The organism is Kribbella sp. NPDC026596 (genome assembly GCF_040638415.1).
GTDB lineage: Bacteria > Actinomycetota > Actinomycetes > Propionibacteriales > Kribbellaceae > Kribbella.
In genome coordinates this window covers 15,874-38,192 of the sequence record NZ_JBEZYF010000084.1, presented here as the reverse complement: position 1 = coordinate 38,192, position 22,319 = coordinate 15,874, and the positions used below count along the sequence as shown (strand labels likewise).

Sequence of the window (22,319 nt, the reverse complement as noted above, 5' to 3'; positions counted from 1 at the left end):
GGCCGTTCACCATCGTGGTGTGGCTGTCGGTGCCGACGCAGGTGTCGGGGTAGGCCACGCCGTCGCGAACCATGACCGTGCGCGCGCGACCACATTGCTCCGCGCGAGCCGGCCGGACACCTGCGTCCACGCCACCAGCGGCAGCGCCCAGAGCCGGCTGATCCATGGCACCACGAGCGGCGCGAGCAGCGTCAGCGCGATCACGAGCAGCATCGGAGTGAACATCGCCAGCGGTACGGCGCCTTCACCGGTCGACGGCCGGATGAGCGCCAGCATCGTGATCGACCCCGCCAGGAACAGCAGACCGAACACCACCCGGACCGGCCCGATCCGCGGCGGCTCCAGCGCAGCCTCACGCAACGCGTCGATCGCACCGACCCTGCCGGCCCGCCTGGCCGCCGACCGCGCACCTAGCATCGCGACCAGCACTCCGGCGCCAACCGCGATCGACAGCGGCACCCACGGTGCGGCCGTCTCGAGCTTCACCGGCGCCAAGTCCGTGTACGACGCCTTCCGCAGCAGCAACGGTGTGGCCAGCTGGGCGAGCACCGCACCTGTGATCGAGGCCGCGAGCGCGACCACCAGCGCCTCACCGAGAATCATGCGGCGGATCTGGCGGGGAGTGGCGCCGATCAGGCGCAGCAGGCCGAGCTCGCGGCGGCGTGACGCCACGGCGAAGGCGAACGTGCTGGCGATGACGAAGATCGTGATGAACCCGCAGATCGTCCCGACCAGGCTGAGTACCGTCTGCAGTCCGGAGACGTCGGCGTCCGACATCGGGACTCGGATCGATCGCGGGGCAGCGCCATCTCCGCCGAGCGTCGTCACCATGATGCTCGCGGCGGTGGGTCCGCGGTAGGCGATGGTTGCGGCGGTCGCGGTGGCTGCGAGACCGAGGAGGAACACCCCGACCGCGAGTGCCACGAAGGACCCGGCGTACAGGGATCGGTGGCGGCTCACCGTTTGCCGGCTGAGGTAGAACATCAGCCCTCCAGCTCACTCATCGCGGCGGCGATCTGGCCCGGCGTACCGCGGTCGAGGTGGCCCGCGATCAGGCCGTCGGACAGGAACAGGACGCGTTCGGCGTAAGCGGCGGCGACCGGGTCGTGGGTGACCATGACGACGGTCTGTCCGGCGCGATCCGTTGCCTCCCGCAACAACGTGAGGATCTGCCGGCTGGTCCCGCTGTCCAGGGCGCCGGTCGGCTCGTCGGCGAAGAAGACCGACGGCTTGGTGATCAGGGCCCGCGCGATCGCGACCCGCTGCTGCTGACCACCGGACAGCTCGGCCGGCCGGCGCTTGGCCTTGCCCTGCAGACCGACCTGGTCCAGCACCTGGTGTACGTCGCCTCGGCTCGGCCGGCGACCGGTCAGCCGCAGGGGGAGCGCCACGTTGTCGTACACGGTCAGCGAGGGCAGCAGGTTGTACGCCTGGAAGACGAAGCCCATCTCCGAGCGGCGGAGCTTGGTGAGTGCGACCTCGTTGAGGCCGCTCAGGTTCACCCCGCCCAGTACGACGGTGCCGTGCGTCGGCTGGTCGAGTCCGGCGGCACACTGCAGCAGCGTGGACTTGCCGGAGCCGGATGCGCCCATCACGGCCGTGAACGAGCCCCTGGCGAAGTGGTAGGTCACGCCTCGCAGCGCGTCGACCGCTCCGGCCTTGGAACGGTAGGTCTTGGTGATGCCGTCGAGCAGCAGAGCCGGCGGCTCGGTGGGTACGACGCTCGGGTACGTCGGCGCGGTAGCGGTCATGGTCCCAGCCAACCGTCGTACGCCGCTCCGCACCCTGGCCCACGGAGGAGACCCGGAGTAGCGCGCACGCTACCGTCGAGCGGGCTGTTCTCGACCTAGGGTTGGCAGGGTGGAGAGACCTACGACGGCATGGGCCGCGCTGGCGTCGCCGCGCTACCTGGTGTCGTCATGGCCTTGGCGCAGCTACGCCTATCTGTTCAGTTCCGTGCCGATGGGTGTGCTGTCCATCGGAGTCCTCGTCGGCCTGGCAGCACTCAGCGCAGTGCTCAGTCCGATCCTGATCGGCATCCTGATGCTGGCGGCGTTCCCGCTGATCGGGGCAGCGATCGGGTGGGTCGAGCGGTGGCGGGCCGGGTTGGTGCTGTTGGGCGGCATCAGCAGCCCACACGCGAAGCTGCCGACCACACTGTCGCTGCGCGAGAAGCTGAAGTTCCGCCGCCGCGAGCAGGCGTCGCTGCGCGCACTCGGGTACGGGTTCGTGCTGGGTGTCTTCGTCTGGCCGTTCAGTGCGTTGCTGGCCGGACTCAGCGCGACGATCCTCGGCATCACCTTGGCCGCGCCGGCAATCGCCGACAACGAAGAGATGGGGATGGGTCCCTGGACCCTGGACTCCGCCCGGGAAGGGTTCGTCTTCCTGATCCTGTTCGGGCCGGTGTTCTACGTGGTCAGCTCCTATCTGCTGGGCGTCCTCGCGGGAGCGGAGGCTTCGTTGGCGAAGGCGATGCTGGGTCCTCGGCAGGAGGAGTTGCAGCGGAACGTGGCCGAGCTGCGGCGGTCACGGTTGGATCTGGTGGACGCGTTCGAGACCGAGCGGGTGCGGATCGAGCGGCACCTGCACGACGGCGTCCAGCAGCGGCTCGTCGGACTCACCATGACGCTCGGGCTGGCCGAGCTGGATCTGCCGGAGGGGGAGGGGCGGCGGCTGGTGGTCAAGGCCCACGCCGAGGCCGAGGCGGCGCTGGCCGATCTGCGCGAGGCGGTGCGCGGGATCCACCCGCGTGTCCTCGTCGACCACGGGCTGGAGGCCGCCGTACGGGAGGTGGCGGACCGGATGCCGTTGCCGGTGACGGTGCAACTGGCCCTGCCGTCGCGGTTGCCGCCGCCGATCGAGGCAGCGGCGTACTTCGTCGTGAGTGAGGCGCTCGCGAACGTCGCCAAGCACGCGCAAGCGTCCAGCTGCGAGGTCAGCGGACGGATCGACCGCGACCAACTGGTCATCAGCGTCACCGACGACGGCCGGGGCGGCGCGAAGCTGGGCGCGGGGAGCGGACTCACCGGCTTGGTGACCAGGTTGGACGCGTTGGGAGGCACACTCGTCATCGACAGCCCACCCGGTGGGCCGACACGACTGAGGATGGAGTGCCCGTGCCGACTCGGCGACTGAGCATTGTGCTGGCCGAAGACTCGCTGCTGTTGCGGGAGGGGCTGGCCAGCATCCTGAACCACGCCGGGCACGAAGTACGCGACACCGTCGGCGATGGGGACACGCTGCTGGCCGTCGTACGCAAGGAGCCGCCGGACGTCGTCATCACCGACGTGCGGATGCCACCCGGGCACAGTGACGAGGGCCTGCGGGCGGCCGCGGCGATCCGGGCCGAGCTGCCGTCGATCGGGATCCTGGTGCTGTCCCAGTACGTCGCCGACGCGTACCTCTCGTCGTTGCTCGAGACAACGACCGGCGGGATCGGGTACCTGCTGAAGGACCGGGTCGGGCACGTCGCGGAGTTCCTCGAGTCATTGGACCGGGTCGCCGACGGCGGGACGGTGGTCGACCCGGAGGTGGTCCGGCAACTGCTCGCCCGGCGGCGGAACGACGGACCGCTGGCGGCGCTCACACCGCGTGAGCTGGAGGTGCTCGCCCTGATGGCCGAGGGACGGGTGAACGCGTCGATCGCAGAGCAGTTGGTCGTGAGTGAGGCCGCCGTACGCAAGCACGTCGGGAACATCTTCGCCAAGCTCCAGCTGGACGACGGGCTGGACCGCCGGGTGTCGGCCGTGCTCACCTACTTGCGTGGCTGAGAGAGGATCGACGTATGGATGCTGATATCCGCAAGATCCTGGCGGACTGCCAGACATGGGCTGTGGTGGGGCTGTCGAACAACACCAGCCGGGCGGCGTACGGGGTGGCGCGGTTCCTGCAGGGGCATGGGAAGCGGATCGTGCCGGTGCACCCGTCGGCGGAGAGCGTGCACGGCGAGCAGGGGTACGCGACGCTCGCGGACATCCCGTTCCCGGTCGACTGTGTGGACGTGTTCGTCCGGTCCGAGCTGGCCGGCGACATCGCGGACCAGGCGGTGGGAATCAACGCCAAGGCGGTGTGGTTCCAGCTGGACGTAGTGGACCAGGACGCTTACACCCGCACGACCGCGGCAGGCCTGACCATGGTGATGAACCACTGCCCGGCGATCGAGTGGGGCCGGCTGGGTCCGTCCTGAGACCTTCGAAGGGGCCGGAATGATCACGATCGACACGTCCACCGACTTCGGCAAGCGGATTGTGCGGCAGCTGGACGACGAGGTGATGGTGTGGCTGACCACCGTCGGCACGTCGGGTACGCCGGCGCCGAACCCGGTGTGGTTCCTGTGGCACGACGACGAGATCCTGATCAGCAGCCAGCCGGCCAAGGCCAAGCTGCACAACATCGCCGGCCACCCGCAGGTGGCGGTGAACTTCAACGCCACCCACTCCGGCGGAGACGTCGGCGTCATCTCCGGTACGGCGGTCGTCGAGGAGTCACCGATCTCCGGTGCGGCCCTGCCCGCCTACAACGCGAAGTACGCCGACGCCATCGTCGCCCTCGGGATGACCACGGACCAGTTCCACGCCGACTACTCGGTCCTGATCCGGATCACCCCGAAGAAACTGCGCGGTTTCTAGTTGAGGTAGCCCTCGACCGTGTCGGCTGAGCGGGCCGCGGCGGTGTCCGGGTTCTCGCCGAACTCGCGCTTGGCCCGGCGCTGGCGGAGCAGGTCCCAGCACTGGTCGAGCTCGACCTCGAGGGCTCGCAGCCGAGCGTGCTCGTCGGTGTCGTTGATCTTCCCGGAGGCGTGCTTGGTGCGGAGCTCGTGCTCCTCGGCGACCAGCTCGTCGATCCGGCTGAAGAGGGGCTTGTCATCGGTCATGGGGCCTCCCGGCCTGGACTGAGGAGTGGAGGGAGCGTAGCGACCGGAGCGACGAGGGAAGGCCGGGAGTCAAAGCCCCATGGCCCGCCGCGCCGGAGGCGTGGCATCGATACGGTCATGGGGAAACGGTACGCCCGTCCGGTAATGGTGCGCGGGCGAGGAGCTCGGTGATGGCCAGGATCGCGATCGCCTCGGCGGCGATCAGCCCGATCAGGACCACGAGCTGCAACGCGGCCGCCTCGGTCGGCGAGGCTCCGCCGAGCACCATCCCGACGAACGCCCCGGGCAGCGACACCAGCCCGACGGTCCGGGTCTGATCGAGCGCCGGCAACAGTGCGTCACCGGCGACCGGACCGACCACGAGCTTGAACGCGTCCGGCGGGAGCAGCCCGATCGACAGTCCCGCCTCGAACTCGCCGAACCGGGTGCCGTACTCACTGAGCATCCGGCGCCCGGCCAGCGTGGTCGCCGTCATCGCCCCGCCGACGATGATGCCGCCCATCGGCAGGATCGTCGCCGGGTTGCGCGGCACCACGCCCGGGCCGATGAGCAGCAGCAGTACGACGAGCGCCCCGAGGCCGATCGCGATCCCGCAGTACATCCACTGCCCGCGGATCACCGCGGTGGAGTGAAGCCGCCGGGAGCTGGTGAAGGTCGCGACCACGAACATGAGCAGTACGAACGCGATCGCCCCGAACGTGTGCTGGAGGGCGACTCCGACCACCGCACCGACCGCGGCGAGCTGGACGATCGCCCGCAGGGCAGCCGTGACGATCCCCTTGTCGTGCCGGAGACCGGCGTACCGGGAGGCTCCGACGCCGATCGCGATTAGCAGCGGCAGGACGACAACGGTGGACAGACCTAGACCGGTGTCGAAGGACATCCAGCTATTTGAGCACGCCCGCGCCCGTCACCCCTGCTTGAAGTCGGCCTCGTCGTAGGCGTGTTGGGTGGCCGAGCCACTCGCGACCTTGCCCGCCTCGTCCTCGCGCAGCTCGACCCGCCGGATCTTCCCGGAGATCGTCTTCGGCAGCTCCGCGAACTCGATCCGCCGGATCCGCTTGTACGGCGCCAGGTGCTCCCGGCAGAACTGCAGGATCTCGCCGGCCAGCTCGCGGGACGGCTGGTACCCGGCCGCGAGGACGACGTACGCCTTCGGGACCGCGAGCCGGACCGGATCCGGCGACGGTACGACGGCCGCCTCAGCAACCGCCGGATGCTCGATCAGCACCGACTCGAGCTCGAACGGCGAGATGCGGTAGTCGCTGGCCTTGAACACGTCGTCGGAGCGCCCGACGTAGGTGATGTAGCCGTCCGCGTCCCGGCTCGCGACGTCGCCGGTGTGGTAGTGACCGCCCCGCATGACCTCCTCGGTCAGCTCGCGGGCGTCGCGGTACCCGCGCATCAGTGGGACCGGCGCCGGCGCCAGCTCGATGCAGATCTCACCGTCGTCGCCGACCTCGTCCGAGGCCGGGTCGATCAGCGCGATCGTGTACCCGGGCAGCGGGCGGCCCATCGACCCGAGCTTCACCGGCTGACCTGGTGTGTTGCCGATCTGCGCGGTCGTCTCGGTCTGCCCGTACCCGTCGCGGATGGTGACGTCCCAGGCGTTCCGGACCTGCTCGATCACCTCGGGGTTGAGCGGTTCACCGGCCGAGATGCACTCCCGGATCTGGACCTTCACCGCGGACAGGTCGGCCTGGATCAGCATCCGCCACACCGTCGGCGGCGCGCAGAACGTGGTCACGCCGTACGTCTGCAGGACCTGCAGCATCTTCTCGGCGTCGAAGCGCGTGTAGTTGTAGAGGAAGACGGTCGCTCCGGCATTCCACGGCGCGAAGACGTTGCTCCAGGAGTGCTTGGCCCAGCCGGGGGAGGACACGTTCAGGTGGACGTCGCCGGGCTGGAGACCGATCCAGTACATCGTCGACAGGTGGCCGACCGGGTAGCTGACCTGGGTGTGTTCGACCAGCTTGGGCTGACTCGTCGTACCCGAGGTGAAGTAGAGCAGCAGGGAGTCGGCAGCCGCGGTGTCGACGTCCGGAACGGGTCCGTCGTACGACGCTGTGTCGTCGTAGTGCAGCCAACCTTCCACCGAGGGGCCGACGGCGACGCGGAGGCAGTGGTCCGCGATACCGGCGTACCTCCCGGCGTCCGCACTGCTAGTGACCACGGCCCGGACGCCACCCCGCGTGATCCGGTCGGCCAGGTCGGCGTCGGTGAGCAGGGTGGTCGCGGGGATCATCACCGCGCCGGCCCGGATGCAGGCGAGCATGGTCTCCCACAGCTCGACCTGGTTGCCGAGCACGATCAGCACCCGGTCGCCCGGATTCAGCCCGGCCTCGGTCAGCCAGCCGGCGACCTGGCGGGACCGCTCGGCCATCTCGGCGTACGTCCGCGAGGTGACCTGGCCGTCCTCTTCGACGATCGTCAGCGCGGCCACCTCGGGCTGCTCGACCGCCAGCGCGTCGAACCAGTCGCAGGCCCAGTTGAACCGGTCGAACGCCGGCCAGGTGAAGTCCCGGTACGCCGTCTCGTAGTCGTCGCGGTACGCGACCAGGAAGTCCCGCGCCGTCCGGAACTCCCGCGTGACCTCCGAAGTGCTCTGCTCCGTAGCCATGTCCCGCACATTACCCAGTCAGTGCGAGAACCGATCCCGCCACGACGAGCGGCGTGAGGATCAGGCCGCGCCAGAGGAAGGACCACCAGGAGATGTCGACGCGGGCAGCGTCGCAACGGGCGCGCCAGAGCAGGGTCGCGAGCGAGCCCCAGAGGGTGAGCAGGCAGCCGCAGTTCACGCCGATCAGGAGGGCCATCATCCGGTGTGCGTCGTTCGAGGCGACCGGCTCCATCGCCAGGTACGCCGGGAGGTTGTCGAACAAGTTCGCGCCGACTGCCGCTGTCGCGCTCAACCGCAGCTCCGACGTGGTCCCGGCGACCCATCGCAGCAGGTCCTCCAGTCCGTGGGCGGTGAGGAGGCCGACGACGGTGAACAGCACGACGACCGTGATCACCAGCTTCGCCGGGATCAGCGACCATCGCAGCACGCTCCGCCGCCGGACCGCGAACAGCACGACCAGCACGATCGCGCCCACGCTGGCCGGCCAGGCGACCTCGATCCCGGACACGAAGGCCGGTCCGAGCAGCAGACAGACAGCGGTGCAACCCCAGAACAGCACCTTGTCCTCCACCGGCGGTGTCGGCGGTACGACGTACGTCCGGCGCAGATCGCGGTGGAACAAGACCGCCAGCACGGCGACCGTGATCAGAATCGCCGCGATCGCAGGTCGCCAGCTCACCGACAGGTAGCTCACGTCGAGCTTGCGGAACTGGTGCAGGGCCAGCAGGTTGGTCAGGTTCGACACCGGGAGCAGCAGCGATGCGGTCGCGGCCAGCCAGACGGTGGTGAACGCGAACAGTTTCGGCGGGATGTCGAGTTGGCGGGCCATCGCGAGAACGACCGGGGTCAGCAGCACCGCGCAGGTGTCGAGGGACAGGACGATCGTCAGGCCGGTCGCGAGCACGACGACGAGCAGCCAGAGGCGCCAGACCCGGCCACGGGCCAGGTGCGCGGCCTCGCGGGCCGCGACGTCGAACACCTTGGCCTTGTCGGCCAGCTCGGCGATGACGGTCACCGCGATCAGGAAGACCAGCACCGGCGCGATCCGCGCGACCATATTCATCACCTCCCGCCGGGCTGTTTGAGTAGGCTGATCGGGTGACCCCGCCGGATGACGAGCCGCAGCAACCGGCCCAGTATGACCTCCGCCACCCGTCCGGATATCCGGCCGAGTTCGAGGCCGACGTCGTACTGCGGGACGGTGCGACCGCGCATCTGCGGCCGATCACCTCCGCGGACGCGGAGCTGCTGGTCGCGTTCTACGCCCGGGTGTCCGAGCAATCGAAGTACTACCGCTTCTTCGCCCCGTACCCACAGCTGTCCGATCGGGACGTGGCGAGGTTCACACAGGTCGACTACCACGACCGGCTGGCCCTGATCGTCACCGTCGGTAGCGAGATGATCGGCGTCGGGCGGTACGAGCGGACCGGTACGCACACCGCGGAGGTCGCGTTCCTGATCGAGGACGCCCACCAGGGCCGCGGCCTCGGGCAGCTCTTCCTCGAGCACCTGGCCCAGGCGGCCCGGGAGAACGGCATCACCCGGTTCGTCGCCGAGGTGCTGCCGGACAACCGGAAGATGATCACCGTCTTCACCGAGGCCGGGTACAAGGTCGCCCGGGAGTTCGAGGACGGCGTGATCGTGGTCGAGTTCGACATCGCGCCGACCGACACGTCGTTCGGGGTGATGCAGGCCCGCGAGCAGCGCTCCGAGGCGCTGTCGATCGCGCGGCTGCTGACCCCGTCCAGTGTCGCGGTGATCGGCGCGAGCCGGCGCGAGGGCACGATCGGCAACGCGCTGCTGCGGAACCTCCGTGACGGCGGTTTCCCGGGTCGCTTGTACGCCGTCAACGCCGACACGCAGGCGGACGAGCTCGAGGGCGTACCGGCGTACCCGACGATCCGGGAGGTCGACGACACGGTCGATCTGGCCGTGGTCGCCGTCCGCGCCGACATGGTCGCCGACGTCGTGCTGGACTGCGCGGCCAAGGGTGTGCGCGGGCTGGTCGTGGTGTCCAGCGGGTTCGCCGAGATCGGGGACGAAGGGCGCAAGCGGCAGCGGTACCTGGTCGGCCTCGCCCGGTCGTACGGGATGCGGGTGATCGGGCCGAATGCGCTCGGGGTGATCAACACCGCCGCGGGGGTCTCGCTCAACGCGACGCTCTCGCCGCTGATGCCGAGCCGGGGCCGGGTTGCGTTCTTCTGCCAGTCGGGTGCGCTCGGGGTGCCGATCCTGGCCGACATGGCCGGTCGTGGTTTGGGATTGTCGAGCTTCGTGTCGGCCGGGAACCGTGCGGATGTGTCGGGCAACGACCTGATGCAGTTCTGGTACTCCGACGAGGCGACCGAGGTCGTGCTGCTGTACCTGGAGTCCTTGGGTAATCCGCGCAAGTTCAGCCGTGTCGCACGGCGGTTGGCCGGGCGGAAGCCGGTGGTCGCGCTGAAGTCCGGCCGGGCCACACAGGGCGTCCCGGTCGGGCAGATGGTCCGCCGCAGCCTGTTGCCGCCAGCAACCATCGAGTCGATGTTCCGGCAGAGTGGTCTGATCGGCGTGGACACCACCGGCGAGCTGTTCGACGTCGCCCAGTTGCTCGCGCACCAGCCGCTGCCGAAGGGACGCCGGGTCGCCATCGTCAGCAACTCCGACGCGTTGACCTTGCTCGCCCTGGACACGATGGCCGGCTGCGGCCTGGACCTGGCGGGGGAGCCGCGCAACCTCAGTCCGGACGCGACCGCGGCGGATTTCGGCGCGGCGCTGTCCGAGGTCTTCGCCGACGACCGGGTGCACTCGGTCGTCGTCATCTACACACCACCGGTGCAGGCGAAGGGCGCCGAGGTGGCGCAGGTCCTGGCCGCGGCGGCGGCCGGTTCGGACAAGCCGGTCGTGTCGACCTTCCTCGCCTCCCGCAGTGTGCCCGCGGAGCTGCGGGTGCCGGACGACGAGGGCGGCGCGGCGCGTGGATCGATCCCCTCGTTCCTGAACCCGCAGTACGCCGTCGGCGCGCTGGCGAAGGCGACACAGTACGCGGAGTGGCGGCGGCGGTCGGACAGCCGGATCCCGGACCTGCCGGAGATCGACACCGCCGGGGGAGAGGACTTCGTCGCGGAGTACCTGCAACGGCACCCGAACGGCGCCGACCTGGACGATGCCGACCGGCAACGGCTGCTCAGCTTCTACGGGATCCCGGTGCTGCCGGCGTTCCCGGTCCTGAGCGCCGACGAGGCGGTCGCGCGGGCCGCGGACCTCGGCTTCGAGGTGATCCTGAAGGCGACCGCCGAGCAGTGGCGGATGCGGCCGGACCTCGCGGACATCTGGCGGCACATCCATGACGAGGACGACATGCGCGCGGCCTGGGCGGAGATGACCCAGTCGTTCGGGGTCGCGTCGGATCCGGCGCGGGCGCAGTTCGTCGTGCAGAAGATGGCGCCGCCCGGGGTGCCGGTGGTGATCTCAGCTGTGGAGGACGTTTCGTTCGGGCCGGTGGTCACGTTCGGCCTGTCCGGGGTCGCGACCGACCTGCTGGGCGACCGCTCGTACCGGATGCCGCCGCTGACCACCCGCGACGCCGCGGAGATGGTCCGCGAGGTTCGCGCGGCACCTCTGCTCTACGGCTACCGCGGATCGGATCCCGTGGACATCCCCGCGATCGAGGACCTGCTGCATCGCGTCTCCCGGCTGACCCTCGATCTGGAGGAAGTCGTGCGGCTGGACCTCCGCTCGGTCCTGGTCGCGGCCCAGGGAGCGACCGTGCTCGACACCAGCATCCGGATCGCCCCCAACGAGAAGCCTCGCCAAGACGCGCCGGCCCGCCGCCTGACCTAGCGGCGGGTGTAGATGCTGTTGGTGCGGTCGAGGAGCCGGGCGTCCACCAACTGCCGGCGGAGCGCCGCGTGGTCGGGGTGCCACTGGTTGAGGATCTCGTTCACCTCGGACTCCGGGTAGCTGCGACCCGGTTCGAAGCTCTGCACCAGGTACTCCAGGACGATCCGGAGCTTCTCCGGGAACGTCGGGAAGTGCGTGAGCCGCCCGTCCCGGATGAACGACTTCAGCACGTTGTCCCGCGCCGGATCCGGGTCGAGTGGCACCCACTCCGGGCGACTCTCGCGCACCGCGTCCTTGAACGCACCCTCGTCCGCACTCAGCCCACCGGCGCTCGCGTCCAGCAGTCCACCCTTGGTCAGCCTCTGCAACGCCTTCACGACCACAGCCGTGGGCAGTCCAGTGCTCCCGGCAACCTGCTCGGGGGTGGTGGCGCCGAGGACGACGGCGGAGTACGTCCGCAGCCTCGACGGTTCGGCCAGCAGTCCACAGAGCTGATCGGCGTTCATAGCTTTCACGCTAGTTCGGGCCGCAACCGGATTTCGGTCCGCATGACAGGATCTGACGCATGGAGCCTGGTCCGCACAACGCGATCACCGATGTCCCTGGCGTGCTGGTCGGTCAGGTCGAGCGCGTCGACGCGCCGTACCTGACGGGTACGACGGTCGTCCACGTGCCGACCGGCGCCGTAGCCGGTGTCGACGTCCGTGGTGGCGCACCCGGCACCCGCGAGACGGACCTCCTCGACCCGGTCAACTCCAACTCCGGAGTGAACGCCATCGTGCTGACCGGCGGCAGCGCGTACGGACTGGACACGGCCGGCAGTGTGATGCGCTGGCTCGAAGAACGCGGCCAGGGCGTGCGCGTCGGCCAGGGCGACCACGACGTGGTCCCGATCGTCCCGACCGCGGTGATCTTCGACCTCGGCCGCGGCGGCGACTTCCGCGCCCGGCCGGAGCCGTCCTGGGGCGCCGACGCCATCGCGGCCGCCACCGACGGCCCGGTTGCCTTAGGCAACCATGGGGCCGGCGCCGGGGCCAGGGCCCGATCGCTCAAGGGCGGTGTCGGCTCGGCCAGCGTCCGGCTGGACGACGGTACGACGGTCGGCGCGCTGGTGATCGTGAACGCGGCCGGCTCGACGGTCGACGCCGACGGCAACCTGTACGGCGCTCGCTACGGCCTCGGCGACGAGTTCGCCCACCTGCGCACACCGGTCGAGCCACCGCCGCCGGCCGCACCCGGACGCAACCTGATCCCCGGCCCCCCGATGAACACCGTGATCGCCGTGCTGGCGACCGACGTACCGCTGGACAAGGCGGCGACGAAGCGGATGGCGATGATCGCGCACGACGGGCTGGCCCGGGCCATCGACCCGATCCACACGCTGGTCGACGGCGACAGCATCTTCGCCCTGTCGACCCGGACGGCAAACGACGACCGGCCGCGGCTGAGCGTCACCGATCCGACCGCGATCGGCCAGTTGGAGACCGTCTACGCGGCCGGCGCCCGGACGCTGTCCCGGGCGATCGTGCACGCGATCCTCAACGCCGAGTCGGTGGACACCCCGGCCGGCGCCATCCCCAGCTACCGCTCCGCCTATCCGTCGGCCTTCCGGACCGACTGACCTACGACCCCAGTTGTACGCGCGGTCGCCGAAAGGCGCCGGAAGACGACAGCAAGACCGGTCCGCGGGCCGATGATCGGGAGCGCCGACCACGACACGCTCTGCGGTATGAGCTTGCAGAGTCCCCAACCACAGGTCGTCCTCAGCGGTCATGGCCTGGTCAAGTACTACGGCGAAGTCGTCGGCCTGGCCGGAGTGGATGTCGCAGTCCGTTCCGGAGAGGCGCTCGCAGTCATGGGCCCGAGCGGCAACGGCAAGACCACCTTGCTGCACGTCCTGGCCGGCATCCTCACGCCGGACCAGGGCGAGGTGTGGCTGGGCGGCGAACGCGTCGACCAGCTGAACGACGCCGCCCGCACCGTACTGCGGCGGCGCCGGCTCGGCTTCGTCTTCCAGGACAACCAGTTGCTCGCCGAGCTCCCCGCCGACGAGAACGTGGCTCTGCCCTTGATGGTGGACGGGTTGAGCCGGCGGGACGCGATCGGCCGGGCCCGGATGATGCTCGCCCAAGTCGGGCTGGCCGCCGAAGCCGGACGCCGTCCCGGTGAGCTGTCCGGTGGTCAGGCGCAGCGGGTCGCGATCGCCCGCGCGCTGGTGGGCGAGCCGCAGGCGGTCTTCGCGGATGAACCCACCGGTGCTCTCGACGCGGCCACTGGTTCCCAGGTGATCGATCTGCTCGTCGGCGCCGCCACGCATCGCGGTGCCGCGGTAGTGGTCGTGACCCACGACAACGCCGTCGCCGCCCGCTGCCACCGGGTCCTCCGCATCGTCGACGGCCGCGTCAGCGAGACGCCTGGGGCGGCGGGCCACGAGTCCAGCGTCGGGCCGGGCGGTCAGCCGGTGAACGATCTCGGCTGGGGGACCGGTCGATGAATCCGATGACTGATCTCGGCGTGCGGTTCGTCCGCCGGCCGGGTCCCGGCGGGCGGGCGGCCAACTTTGCCGCCCTCGGCGCGACCGCGGTCGTCGCCCTGCTCGTCACCTTCCTGATCGCAGGCTCGCTCGGGCTGGCTCATCGCTCCGACCGGATCGGCTGGCGCAGTGCCGACCGGGCCGACCCGGCGACAGCGATCGGTGCCATCGACCAGACCGACGACGAGAAGGTCGACGGCTTGCCGATGCTCCGGATCGACCTGGCCACCTTGCGCGACAACCAGTCGCCACCACCGCCCGGACTCGACCACACGCCGAAGCCCGGCGAGGTCTTCGTCTCTCCTGAGGCTGCCAAGCATTGGTCCAGCCTCTCGAAGCAGTACGGCGTGGAGCGGCCGACCGGTGTGATCACCGAGAAGGGCTTGTCTTCGCCGGAGGAGTTCGTCGTCATCCGCGGGGTCGAGTCACTCCGGTCCGACGACCATCCGCAGTACGTCAGCAGCTGGAATGAGGATGTCTGGGACAGCCGGATGCTGGGCCTGCTGATCGCAGTGGCCTTCGGCATCACGCTCGTACTGTTCCCGATCCTGAGTCTGGTCGGTCAGGCCGCCGGCGTCGCTGCGAAGCGCCGTGAGCATCGACTGGCCGCACTCCGCCTCGCTGGTGCCACTAGAACGCAGGTGCTCTGGCTGAGTGCCGTGGAGCAGGCAGTGCTCGGTCTGGCCGGTGCAGTCATCGGTCTGCTGGGCTACACGTTGCTGAGTCCGCTGATCGCACGGATCCCGCTGGGCGGGGGACGCTGGTACGTGCACGACATCACCGCGAGCTGGTGGAACGTGCTCGTCGTACTCGCTGCTGTGCCGGTGCTGTCGGTTGTCAGCGCACTGATCGGGCTCGGTCGGGTCAGCATCACCCCTCTGGGCGTCGTACGCGGTCAGACCCGAAAGGCGACCAGTGCGTTGCGGCTGGGACTGTTGCTGATCGGTCCGGTCGTCCTGGCGTACTACGGGATGCAGGCTGCTGTTATCCCCTTGCTGATCGGTGTTGGCTTTGCTGCACTCGCCGTACGGGTGATCGGGCCCTGGGCGGTGCAGGTGATCGGCAAGACGATGGCAAACCTGGCCAACGGTCCGGTGGCGTTGCTGGCCGGCCGGCGGCTGGCGGACGACCCGAAGGGCGCGTTCCGCCCAGTGGCGGCGCTGGTGCTGAGTGGGTTTGTCACCGGGTTCATCTCGGTGTTCATGCCTTCGGGAGAGGACGACCCGACGTTCCACGATCTGCGCATCGGTGTGGCGTTGCTGATGACTCTGGTCTTCCTGACCGTGGCTGCGTCGACCGCTGCAGGTGCTGTCGGTACGGCGCTCGACCAGGCATCTCCGGCGCGGGCGTTGCGGCGGTCTGGTGTGCCGTTGCGGGTCATCGAGCGGTCGTCGCGGCTGGCGGCCGTCGTACCCGTGATCGGCGTCGGACTGCCGGTGGTCGGGTTCGGTGCGCTGTCCGGGCTGGCGCTGAGCGGCGGAAAGATCATCACGCAGGGGAGCTCCGGCGTACTGTTGCTGATCGGGCAGGTGGTCATCGGGCTCGTCCTGGTCGCGGCGGCGGGCACCGCCGGCGCGCCGGTGCTGCGGAAGGCCAGTGCGAACTGAGCCCGCGGTTGTCCACAAGGTGAAAACGCACCGATCCGGGTCCGTGCGAGGATGTGGGCATGCGTGACCTGAATGCCCCGGAACTCGCGGACGCGTCCGCTGCCCTGCGCGAGGCGATCGACCGGTGTGGCTACTACCCCGATGTCGTGACGGATTCGCTCGCGGTCGCGATCGCGAGCGAACCGATCCGCGCGTTCGTCCTGCAGCACGAACCGACGTTCGACCGTGACGAGGTCCGGCGGCACATCACGATCCTGGCGCTGACCCCGACCCGGCTGATCGTCGGGCACACCGACGAGCACGCCGCCGACGAACTGATCCGCGCGCCGTACGCGTCGACCTCGACCGAGGCGATCCCGCTGAACCGGGTGAACGCGGTGGTCGTGAACCGCGTGGTTCCCAACCCGGCCGGCTACGCCTCCGGCAAGTCAGACCCGGCGGTGGCCGGCAGCGGTGAGGTCGTGCTGACCATCGGCTGGGGCATGGTGAACCGGATCGACCTCGAGCCGGCCGTCTGCGCCGATCCGAACTGCGAGGCCGACCACGGCTACACCGGATCCGTGGCGGCCGACGACATCTCGCTGCGGATCAGCGCCGCCGCGGACGGCCCGGCCGGGATCCAGCAGGTGCTCGACTTCGCGCAGGCCCTGTCGTTCGCGACCAGTAGGTAACGCCGTGATCGTGCCGGTAGCTCCGCAGTACGGCGGCGGATCGCTCGCCGACGTGCTCCCGTCGGTCGCAGGTGCCCTGTCGGTCCCCGGCGAGCACAACGGCCTCGGACTACCCCCGGCTCCGCGGTACGCCGTACTGCTGCTGGACGGACTCGGTTGGAACCTGCTGAAGCGGCACGCGGACGTCGCGCCGTACCTGTCGTCGCTGATGCCGGCCGGTCGCAGTCTGACCGCCGGTGTGCCGTCGACCACCGCGGTGAGTCTCACCAGCCTCGGGACCGGGCTGCCGCCTGGTGCGCACGGCATCGTCGGCTACACGTCGATCGTGCCGGAGAGCGGTGCGCTGCTGAACGCTCTGTCCTGGGACGCGCCGGTCGATCCGCGTCGCTGGCAGCCGTACGCAACAGTCTTCGATCGAGTTGCCGCTGCCGGTGTTGCCACGCGCAACGTGAGCAAGGCGCGGTTCGACTCGTCCGGTCTGACGGCGGCAGCGTTCCGCGGGAGTAAGCACCGGGGTGCGGACACCGTCGAGGATCGGCTGGACGCAACGCGGTTTGCGAGCCGCGAAGGCAGTTCGTCGTTGGTGTACGTCTATGACTCGCAGCTGGACTACATCGGTCACCAGCAGGGCTGCGAGTCGTGGCAGTGGCAGAAGGAGCTGGCCGCGGCCGACACCTTCGCGCAGCAAGTCCGATCCGCCTTGCCGCGCGACGCCGTACTGCTCGTCGTCGCCGACCACGGGATGGTCGACGTGGCACCGGAGTACCGCGTCGACCTGGACGCCGAGCCGCCGCTGACCGAGGGCCTGCGACTCATCGGAGGCGAGTCACGGTTCAGGCATCTGTACTGCGTCGAGGGCGCGGACGCCGACGTGATCGCGACGTACGAGGAGCGGCTGGGGGACACGGCGCTCGTGCTCAGCCGGGAGGAGGCGGTCGCCCGTGGATGGTTCGGTGCCGTCGAGGAGCGGGTCTCGCCGCGGCTGGGCGATGTCATCGTCGCCGCGCTCGGGCCGGTCGGGCTCGTCGCGAGCCGCCGGTATCCGCAGGAGGCCGGGCTGATCGGCCAGCACGGGTCGCTCACCGACGACGAGATGGCGATCCCGCTTCTCATCGACGCCGGCCGAAGTGTCTAGGGTGTCGACCCCTGCCGAAGTGTCTACAGTGCGGACATGGATGCGACGCTGCTGGCGCGGTTGAGAACCACCTACGAGGACCTGCACGCCCATCCGGAGCTGTCGGGCGAGGAACGCCGTACGGCGGGGATCGCCGCGGAGTGGTTGCGTGAGCTCGGCTTCGAGGTGTCCGAGGGCGTCGGTCGCACCGGTGTCGTCGGAGTGCTGAGTCACGGTGACGGACCGACGGTGTTGCTGCGTGCCGACATGGACGCCTTGCCGGTCGCCGAAGAGACCGGGCTGGCGTACGCGAGCACTGTCGACGGCGTCATGCACGCCTGCGGCCACGACATGCACGTCACCTGCCTTCTCGGTGCGGCCGTCGAGTTGGCCGCCGCACGGGACGAGTGGCACGGGACCCTGGTCGTGGTGTTCCAACCGGCCGAGGAGACCGCGTCCGGCGCTCAGGGCATGATCGACGACGGCTTGTACCAGAAGGTGCCGAAGCCCGACATCGTTCTCGGTCAGCACGTGGCCCCGATTCCGGCGGGCGTGCTGGGGCTGCAACCCGGCCCGGCCTTCGCGTCGAACGACTCGCTCCGCGTCACCCTGTTCGGCCGCGGCGGTCACGGCTCCCGCCCCGAAGCGACCGTCGACCCGGTCGTTCTCGCCGCCGCGACCACGCTGCGGCTGCAGACGGTGGTCTCGCGGGAGGTGGCCGGTGGCGACACCGCCGTGGTGACGGTCGGCGCGCTCAACGCCGGGACGAAGGCCAACATCATCCCCGATCACGCCGAGCTACTGCTCAGCGTCCGGACCTACTCCGAACAGGTTCGCACCCGGGTCCTGGGGGCGATCGAGCGCATCGTGGCCGGTGAAGCCCAGACTGCCGGGGCTCCGCGGCCACCGACCATCGAGCGCAGCGAGGCCGCGCCCGCCCTGATCAACGATCCCGCCGCCGCCGAACGCACCCTGGAGGCGCTGGCGTCCGTCGTTGGCACCGAACGTGTCGTCACCCCCGGGCCGGTGACCGGAAGCGAGGATGTCGGTGTGCTCGCCCAGGCCGCCGACGCACCCATCGTCTTCTGGCTGCTCGGTGGGGCCGACCCGGCGGACTTCGCCGGCGCCGCGTCGATGGAGCAGATCTCCGCGGTGGTCGCCGACCTCCCGTCCAACCACTCGCCGCACTACCACCCCGTCCCCAGCCCGACCATCGAAGTCGGCGTCGCGGCGCTCGCCGCGGCGGCCCGCCACTGGCTCGGTTGAGTCGGGCTCAGAAGCTCCAGACGTCCCAGAAGAAGCTGGTGTGGGCCGTCTTGGCCTCGCCGTCCCGCGCGGTCACGGTCACCTTGTACCGCCCGGAGCCAGGCGTGACGACGCCGGTGATCCAGCCGCGTTCGGCATCGATGCTCAGCCCTGGCGGCAGGCCGACTGCGGTGTAGCTGATCTCGCCGGTGCCGCCGGTTCCCTTCATCAGCAGCGGAATCGCCGGGATCCCGCCGAACGCGAGCTGCTCGCCCGGCTCGGTGATCGAGATCGGCCCCTGCGGCTGCGCGGCCGCGGCGCCGACCGCTTCGGCCGCGTCGACCATGCCTTCGCCGTAGAAGGAGTTGTTCCCGGCGGTGCCGATGCACTCGCCGGACGAACCGGCCGGGCAGGCCAGATCGTTGGCCTGCTCAGCGAGCCGGGCGCGTACCTGCGCCGGGGTCAGCTTCGGATCCACACTTCGCAGCAGGGCCGCGACACCCGCGACGTGCGGCGAGGCCATCGACGTACCCTCGAGCAGCTTGTACCCGCCACCGGGGACGGTCGAGTAGACGTCCTCACCCGGCGCGGCCAGGTTGATCTTGTTCTCACCGAAGTTCGAGAACTGCGACTTCAGGCCGCTCGGGTCGACGGAGGCCACCACGACCACGTTCGGCAGTTCGGTCGGCAGGCTGATGCAGTCGTCTGTCACGTTCCGCGGTTCGGCGGTCGAGTCGTTCGGGCTGGAGACGTCGTTGGACTTCACGGCCAGGTTGTAGTCCTCGTTGCCGGCCGCGGCGACGTTCACGACACCCTTGGCGTCGGAGTAGTTGACCGCGCGACGGACCGCCTCGGCGATCGCGTCCTGGTCCTGGTCCGACGGGCAGAGGAACAGCCACGGGTCGACGTAATAGCTGTTGTTGGTGACCGAGACGCCCTTGTCGGCGGCGAACATGAACGCGCAGACCGTGTTCTCCGGGAAGAACAGCTGACTGCCGGCCTCGGCGACCCGGATCGACGACACCTTCACGCCGGGCGCGACGCCGATCATGCCGACGCCGTTCCGGGCCGCGGCGATCGTGCCGGCCACGTGCGTACCGTGCTCGCCGACCGGCCGCCACGCGCCGGGCCGGGTGTCGGCCTTACCGTAGGCACACGACGCCGACTTGGTGGTGTCGAAGTTCGCCTTCAGGTCCGGGTGCTGGTCATCGACACCGGTGTCGAGCACGCCGACGGTGACGCTCTTCGACCCCCGGTTCTTCACCCAGGCCTGGTCCGCGCCGATCTGGGTCATGTCGCCGCGGTCCATCTCCGGCGTGCTGGTGGCCGTCTCGGGCACCGCCGGCGGGATGGCCGGGTTGGTCGCGTCGGCCGGCAGATCCGAGGTGCGGGTGGCGCCGGCTTTCTCCACGCCGTCGACGCCGCGCATCTTGGTGGCGAAGTCCGTGGCTGTCGAATGGGCCACAATCACCCCGATGGCGTCGTACGTCGCATAGACGGTGCCGCCGTTGGAGGTGATCGCACTGGTGACCTTGCCGGTCTGGTTCGGCTCGGTGATAACGAAGTACGCGCGGAGCCCGGCTTCGGCCCGGAACGGCGTCGCCGCGACCGGCACGATTGCGGTGGCGGTGCCCGTGACAACAGTCAGACACGCCGCGAGGAACAGAAGCAGAGCTTTGCGCACGTTCCATTCAAACCGCCCGAAGGCCCAGAACCCAAGCCGACCCCCTGCGACACACCCCGAAGTGCGGCGTGGACCGCTGACTTGGCAGGATGTGCGCCCGTGGCTGACCTGCTCTACTTCACCGGGACCATGGACTGCGGCAAGTCGACGCTGGCACTCCAGATGGATCACAACCACAAGGCGAGAGGGCGGCTCGGTCGGATCTTCACCAGCCATGACCGGGCCGGTGAGTCGGTGCTCTCGTCCCGGCTCGGGCTCGCCGCCTCGGCGGTCGAGGTGCGGTCGGAGTTCGACTTCTGGGACTACGTCGTCGGTGAGCTCACGCACGGCGGGCGGATCGATTACGTGGTCTGCGACGAGGCGCAGTTCTACAGCCCGCTGCAGATCGAGCAGCTCGCCCGGCTGGTCGACGAACTGCAGATCGACGTGTTCTGCTTCGGCATCCTGACCGACTTCCGGGCGACGTTGTTCCCCGGTTCGGCCCGGTTGGTCGAGCTCGCGGACCGGATGGAACTGCTCCAGGTCGAGGCGCTGTGCTGGTGCGGTGAACGGGCCACGCACAACGCCCGTACGATCGGTGGGGAGATGGTGACCGAGGGCGAGCAGCTGGTGGTGGGAGACATGGAGACACGGGATCACGAGCCCGCGTACGAGGTGCTCTGCCGCCGGCACCACCGCCGCCGCCTCACCCAGGCCCGCGCCCGAGCCACCCTCTCACCCGAGGTTCTGCCGTTCGGAGGAGCTGCGTCATGAGTCCACTCATCACCGTCGAGGAGCTGCGCGCGCTGGCTACGCCGCCGGTGCTGATCGACGTCACCTGGAACCTGGCAGGCCCGGCCGGTCGGGAGGCGTACGCCGCCGGCCACCTCCCCGGAGCCCACTTCGTCGACCTCGACACCGAACTGGCCGCCCCACCCGGCCCCGGCCGCCACCCGTTGCCCACCGCAACCACCGTGACAGCCACCCTGCACCGCGCCGGCGTCACCTCGGCGGACACTCCCGTGGTCGTCTACGACGCCGCCACCTCGATGGCAGCCGCCCGAGCCTGGTGGATCTTCCGCTACTTCGGCCTGACGAACGTCCGAGTCCTGGACGGCGGCCAAGCCGCCTGGCAAGCCGCAGGCGGACAGCTCACCACCGAGCTGCCCACCACCCAGGCGGGCGCTGTGCCAACCACCAACTCCGCCGACGCCGACAGCACCACCAACGACGTCTCCGGCGGGTTCATCGCGACGCCCGGCCACATCCCCATGCTTGACGCCGAAGGCGCGGCTGCTGTCGCGGCGGCCGGCGTACTCCTGGACGCCCGAGCCCCTGAACGCTTCGCCGGCGAGGTCGAACCGATGGACCCGGTGGCCGGCCACATCCCCGGCGCCACCAACGCCCCCACCACCGCGAACGTCGACGAAACCGGCCACTTCCTCCCCGCCGCCGACCTCCGCGAACGCTTCGAGAAGCTCGGCGTCGACAACACCACCGAGGTCGGCGTCTACTGCGGCTCCGGCGTCACCGCCGCCCACGAGGCCCTGGCCCTGGAGGTCGCCAACCTCCCCGCCACCGTCTACATAGGCTCCTGGTCCGAATGGATCACCGACCCCACCCGCCCAGTAGCCACCGGGACGGACTAGAGCATCAGAACCACGCGCTGGCCCTACCGAGTGATGCAGTTCCGCGTCCGCGGCTTCGGTTAGAGGGCTCGACGTGCCTTGGGAACCTCAGGGCGTGAGTTGCGCGTTCGACAACTGTGTACGTCGACGCGCGGGGAGTCCGGACCTATTACGACGAAGTGGGGACCGGCGACCCTGTCGTCCTGCTGCACGGCGGGGGAGGGGGCTCCGACAGCTGGCTGGCTCAACGCCCGGCGCTCGCGGAGCGGTACCGGGTCCTGATCCCGGAGCGGCGCGGTCACGGGCGCAGTCCGGAGGTCGCCCGGGCGATCCCGGACGCTCAGGTGGCCGTCGTACCAGGCACGTCGCACGGCCTGCCGCTGGAGAAGCCCGGGCTCGTCAACGGTCTGCTGCTCGACTTCCTGGCCGATCCGCAGCCGCCGAAGTTCATGCCGATGGGCGACCTCAACACCTGAGCGAAACCGCTGCCGCAATTGACCTCCTTCTAGGCATTGAATTAGTAACACGCTTGGTTTAACTTAC

21 protein-coding genes and 1 pseudogene are annotated in these 22,319 nt (G+C 69.7%); 14 read left to right on the top strand and 8 right to left on the bottom strand.

The features are described from left to right. Positions 1-396: 396 nt before the first annotated feature. Together AB0E63_RS40790 and AB0E63_RS40785 are read right to left on the bottom strand one after the other, a co-directional pair. A pseudogene (locus AB0E63_RS40790) lies at positions 397-777 on the bottom strand (FtsX-like permease family protein); the annotation flags it as partial. A gap of 206 nt (positions 778-983) precedes the next feature. Next, complete coding sequence (locus AB0E63_RS40785) at positions 984-1,751, bottom strand: ABC transporter ATP-binding protein (RefSeq protein ID WP_360378514.1); 768 nt, start codon at positions 1,749-1,751, stop codon at positions 984-986. Between the two features lie 109 nt (positions 1,752-1,860). Here AB0E63_RS40785 and AB0E63_RS40780 point away from each other — a divergent pair, with 109 nt between their 5' ends. The 4 genes from AB0E63_RS40780 to AB0E63_RS40765 are packed head-to-tail and all read left to right on the top strand — an operon-like array spanning position 1,861 to position 4,628. Then, positions 1,861-3,135 (top strand): sensor domain-containing protein, encoded by a 1,275-nt coding sequence (locus tag AB0E63_RS40780; protein WP_360378512.1) that lies wholly within the window; start codon positions 1,861-1,863, stop codon positions 3,133-3,135. Next, entirely contained in the window at positions 3,117-3,770 is a 654-nt protein-coding gene (locus AB0E63_RS40775) for a response regulator transcription factor (RefSeq protein WP_360378509.1), read from the top strand. Before AB0E63_RS40780 ends, AB0E63_RS40775 begins: the two co-directional genes overlap by 19 nt. Positions 3,771-3,784: 14 nt before the next feature. After that, entirely contained in the window at positions 3,785-4,186 is a 402-nt protein-coding gene (locus tag AB0E63_RS40770; RefSeq protein WP_360378507.1) for a CoA-binding protein, read from the top strand. A gap of 19 nt (positions 4,187-4,205) precedes the next feature. Beyond that, a complete protein-coding gene (locus AB0E63_RS40765) occupies positions 4,206-4,628 on the top strand; it encodes a TIGR03667 family PPOX class F420-dependent oxidoreductase (RefSeq protein ID WP_360378504.1) in 423 nt (140 codons plus the stop codon). Here the strand turns inward: AB0E63_RS40765 and AB0E63_RS40760 are convergent. The 4 genes from AB0E63_RS40760 to AB0E63_RS40745 form a co-directional block, all read right to left on the bottom strand. Next, entirely contained in the window at positions 4,625-4,873 is a 249-nt protein-coding gene (locus AB0E63_RS40760) for a DUF2630 family protein (protein WP_360378502.1), read from the bottom strand. The genes AB0E63_RS40765 and AB0E63_RS40760 overlap by 4 nt on opposite strands. Before the next feature lie 115 nt (positions 4,874-4,988). Beyond that, complete coding sequence (locus AB0E63_RS40755; protein ID WP_360378499.1) at positions 4,989-5,756, bottom strand: ABC transporter permease; 768 nt, start codon at positions 5,754-5,756, stop codon at positions 4,989-4,991. Positions 5,757-5,783: 27 nt separating this feature from the next. Continuing rightward, positions 5,784-7,493 carry an AMP-binding protein gene (locus tag AB0E63_RS40750; protein WP_360378496.1) on the bottom strand — a complete coding sequence of 570 codons (1,710 nt, stop codon included), beginning with the start codon at positions 7,491-7,493 and terminating at the stop codon, positions 5,784-5,786. Between the two features lie 10 nt (positions 7,494-7,503). Next, positions 7,504-8,550: an SLC13 family permease gene (locus AB0E63_RS40745; RefSeq protein WP_360378494.1), complete on the bottom strand. Its 1,047-nt coding sequence runs from the start codon at positions 8,548-8,550 to the stop codon at positions 7,504-7,506. A gap of 41 nt (positions 8,551-8,591) precedes the next feature. Between AB0E63_RS40745 and AB0E63_RS40740 the strand changes: the two genes are divergently transcribed. After that, the gene (locus tag AB0E63_RS40740; protein WP_360378491.1) at positions 8,592-11,315 is read left to right on the top strand and encodes a GNAT family N-acetyltransferase; all 2,724 of its coding nucleotides are present in this window, start codon (positions 8,592-8,594) and stop codon (positions 11,313-11,315) included. On the opposite strand, the gene AB0E63_RS40735 is transcribed toward AB0E63_RS40740, so the two are convergent. Further along, a complete protein-coding gene (locus tag AB0E63_RS40735; protein ID WP_360378488.1) occupies positions 11,312-11,821 on the bottom strand; it encodes a DUF2087 domain-containing protein in 510 nt (169 codons plus the stop codon). The genes AB0E63_RS40740 and AB0E63_RS40735 overlap by 4 nt on opposite strands. A 59-nt stretch (positions 11,822-11,880) precedes the next feature. On the opposite strand from AB0E63_RS40735, the gene AB0E63_RS40730 reads away from it, so the two are divergent. The 6 genes from AB0E63_RS40730 (at position 11,881) to AB0E63_RS40705 (ending at position 18,506) form a co-directional block, all read left to right on the top strand. Next, positions 11,881-12,936 carry a P1 family peptidase gene (locus AB0E63_RS40730; protein WP_360378486.1) on the top strand — a complete coding sequence of 352 codons (1,056 nt, stop codon included), beginning with the start codon at positions 11,881-11,883 and terminating at the stop codon, positions 12,934-12,936. A 108-nt stretch (positions 12,937-13,044) separates the two neighbouring features. After that, positions 13,045-13,809 carry an ABC transporter ATP-binding protein gene (locus tag AB0E63_RS40725; RefSeq protein WP_360378483.1) on the top strand — a complete coding sequence of 255 codons (765 nt, stop codon included), beginning with the start codon at positions 13,045-13,047 and terminating at the stop codon, positions 13,807-13,809. Further along, on the top strand, positions 13,806-15,455 hold the full coding sequence (locus AB0E63_RS40720) for an FtsX-like permease family protein (RefSeq protein ID WP_360378481.1): 1,650 nt from the start codon (positions 13,806-13,808) through the stop codon (positions 15,453-15,455). Before AB0E63_RS40725 ends, AB0E63_RS40720 begins: the two co-directional genes overlap by 4 nt. 59 nt (positions 15,456-15,514) lie before the next feature. Next, a complete protein-coding gene (locus AB0E63_RS40715) occupies positions 15,515-16,126 on the top strand; it encodes a DUF5998 family protein (protein WP_360378478.1) in 612 nt (203 codons plus the stop codon). 4 nt (positions 16,127-16,130) lie between these two features. Further along, on the top strand, positions 16,131-17,261 hold the full coding sequence (locus AB0E63_RS40710; protein ID WP_360378477.1) for a nucleotide pyrophosphatase/phosphodiesterase family protein: 1,131 nt from the start codon (positions 16,131-16,133) through the stop codon (positions 17,259-17,261). 36 nt (positions 17,262-17,297) lie between these two features. After that, positions 17,298-18,506, top strand: coding sequence for an amidohydrolase (locus AB0E63_RS40705; protein ID WP_360378475.1), 1,209 nt, complete (start codon positions 17,298-17,300; stop codon positions 18,504-18,506). Between the two features lie 7 nt (positions 18,507-18,513). On the opposite strand, the gene AB0E63_RS40700 is transcribed toward AB0E63_RS40705, so the two are convergent. Then, entirely contained in the window at positions 18,514-20,169 is a 1,656-nt protein-coding gene (locus AB0E63_RS40700) for a S8 family serine peptidase (protein ID WP_360378473.1), read from the bottom strand. A gap of 99 nt (positions 20,170-20,268) precedes the next feature. On the opposite strand from AB0E63_RS40700, the gene AB0E63_RS40695 reads away from it, so the two are divergent. The 3 genes from AB0E63_RS40695 to AB0E63_RS40685 all read left to right on the top strand — a co-directional run bounded on the left by AB0E63_RS40695 (position 20,269) and on the right by AB0E63_RS40685 (position 22,252). Beyond that, complete coding sequence (locus tag AB0E63_RS40695) at positions 20,269-20,922, top strand: thymidine kinase (RefSeq protein WP_360378470.1); 654 nt, start codon at positions 20,269-20,271, stop codon at positions 20,920-20,922. Further along, on the top strand, positions 20,919-21,797 hold the full coding sequence (locus AB0E63_RS40690; RefSeq protein ID WP_360378468.1) for a sulfurtransferase: 879 nt from the start codon (positions 20,919-20,921) through the stop codon (positions 21,795-21,797). The genes AB0E63_RS40695 and AB0E63_RS40690 overlap by 4 nt, the downstream gene beginning before the upstream one ends. Positions 21,798-21,913: 116 nt before the next feature. Further along, positions 21,914-22,252, top strand: coding sequence for an alpha/beta fold hydrolase (locus tag AB0E63_RS40685; protein ID WP_360378466.1), 339 nt, complete (start codon positions 21,914-21,916; stop codon positions 22,250-22,252). Positions 22,253-22,319 lie beyond the last annotated feature (67 nt).

Bases quoted from the DNA above. Each gene is read 5' to 3' on its own strand.
- AB0E63_RS40785 (WP_360378514.1), bottom strand. From the start codon at position 1,751: ATGACCGCTACCGCGCCGACGTACCCGAGCGTCGTACCCACCGAGCCG.
- AB0E63_RS40770 (WP_360378507.1), top strand. From the start codon at position 3,785: ATGGATGCTGATATCCGCAAGATCCTGGCGGACTGCCAGACATGGGCT.
- AB0E63_RS40765 (WP_360378504.1), top strand. From the start codon at position 4,206: ATGATCACGATCGACACGTCCACCGACTTCGGCAAGCGGATTGTGCGG.
- AB0E63_RS40760 (WP_360378502.1), bottom strand. From the start codon at position 4,873: ATGACCGATGACAAGCCCCTCTTCAGCCGGATCGACGAGCTGGTCGCC.
- AB0E63_RS40755 (WP_360378499.1), bottom strand. From the start codon at position 5,756: ATGTCCTTCGACACCGGTCTAGGTCTGTCCACCGTTGTCGTCCTGCCG.
- AB0E63_RS40750 (WP_360378496.1), bottom strand. From the start codon at position 7,493: ATGGCTACGGAGCAGAGCACTTCGGAGGTCACGCGGGAGTTCCGGACG.
- AB0E63_RS40745 (WP_360378494.1), bottom strand. From the start codon at position 8,550: ATGGTCGCGCGGATCGCGCCGGTGCTGGTCTTCCTGATCGCGGTGACC.
- AB0E63_RS40735 (WP_360378488.1), bottom strand. From the start codon at position 11,821: ATGAACGCCGATCAGCTCTGTGGACTGCTGGCCGAACCGTCGAGGCTG.
- AB0E63_RS40730 (WP_360378486.1), top strand. From the start codon at position 11,881: ATGGAGCCTGGTCCGCACAACGCGATCACCGATGTCCCTGGCGTGCTG.
- AB0E63_RS40725 (WP_360378483.1), top strand. From the start codon at position 13,045: ATGAGCTTGCAGAGTCCCCAACCACAGGTCGTCCTCAGCGGTCATGGC.
- AB0E63_RS40720 (WP_360378481.1), top strand. From the start codon at position 13,806: ATGAATCCGATGACTGATCTCGGCGTGCGGTTCGTCCGCCGGCCGGGT.
- AB0E63_RS40715 (WP_360378478.1), top strand. From the start codon at position 15,515: ATGCGTGACCTGAATGCCCCGGAACTCGCGGACGCGTCCGCTGCCCTG.
- AB0E63_RS40705 (WP_360378475.1), top strand. From the start codon at position 17,298: ATGGATGCGACGCTGCTGGCGCGGTTGAGAACCACCTACGAGGACCTG.
- AB0E63_RS40690 (WP_360378468.1), top strand. From the start codon at position 20,919: ATGAGTCCACTCATCACCGTCGAGGAGCTGCGCGCGCTGGCTACGCCG.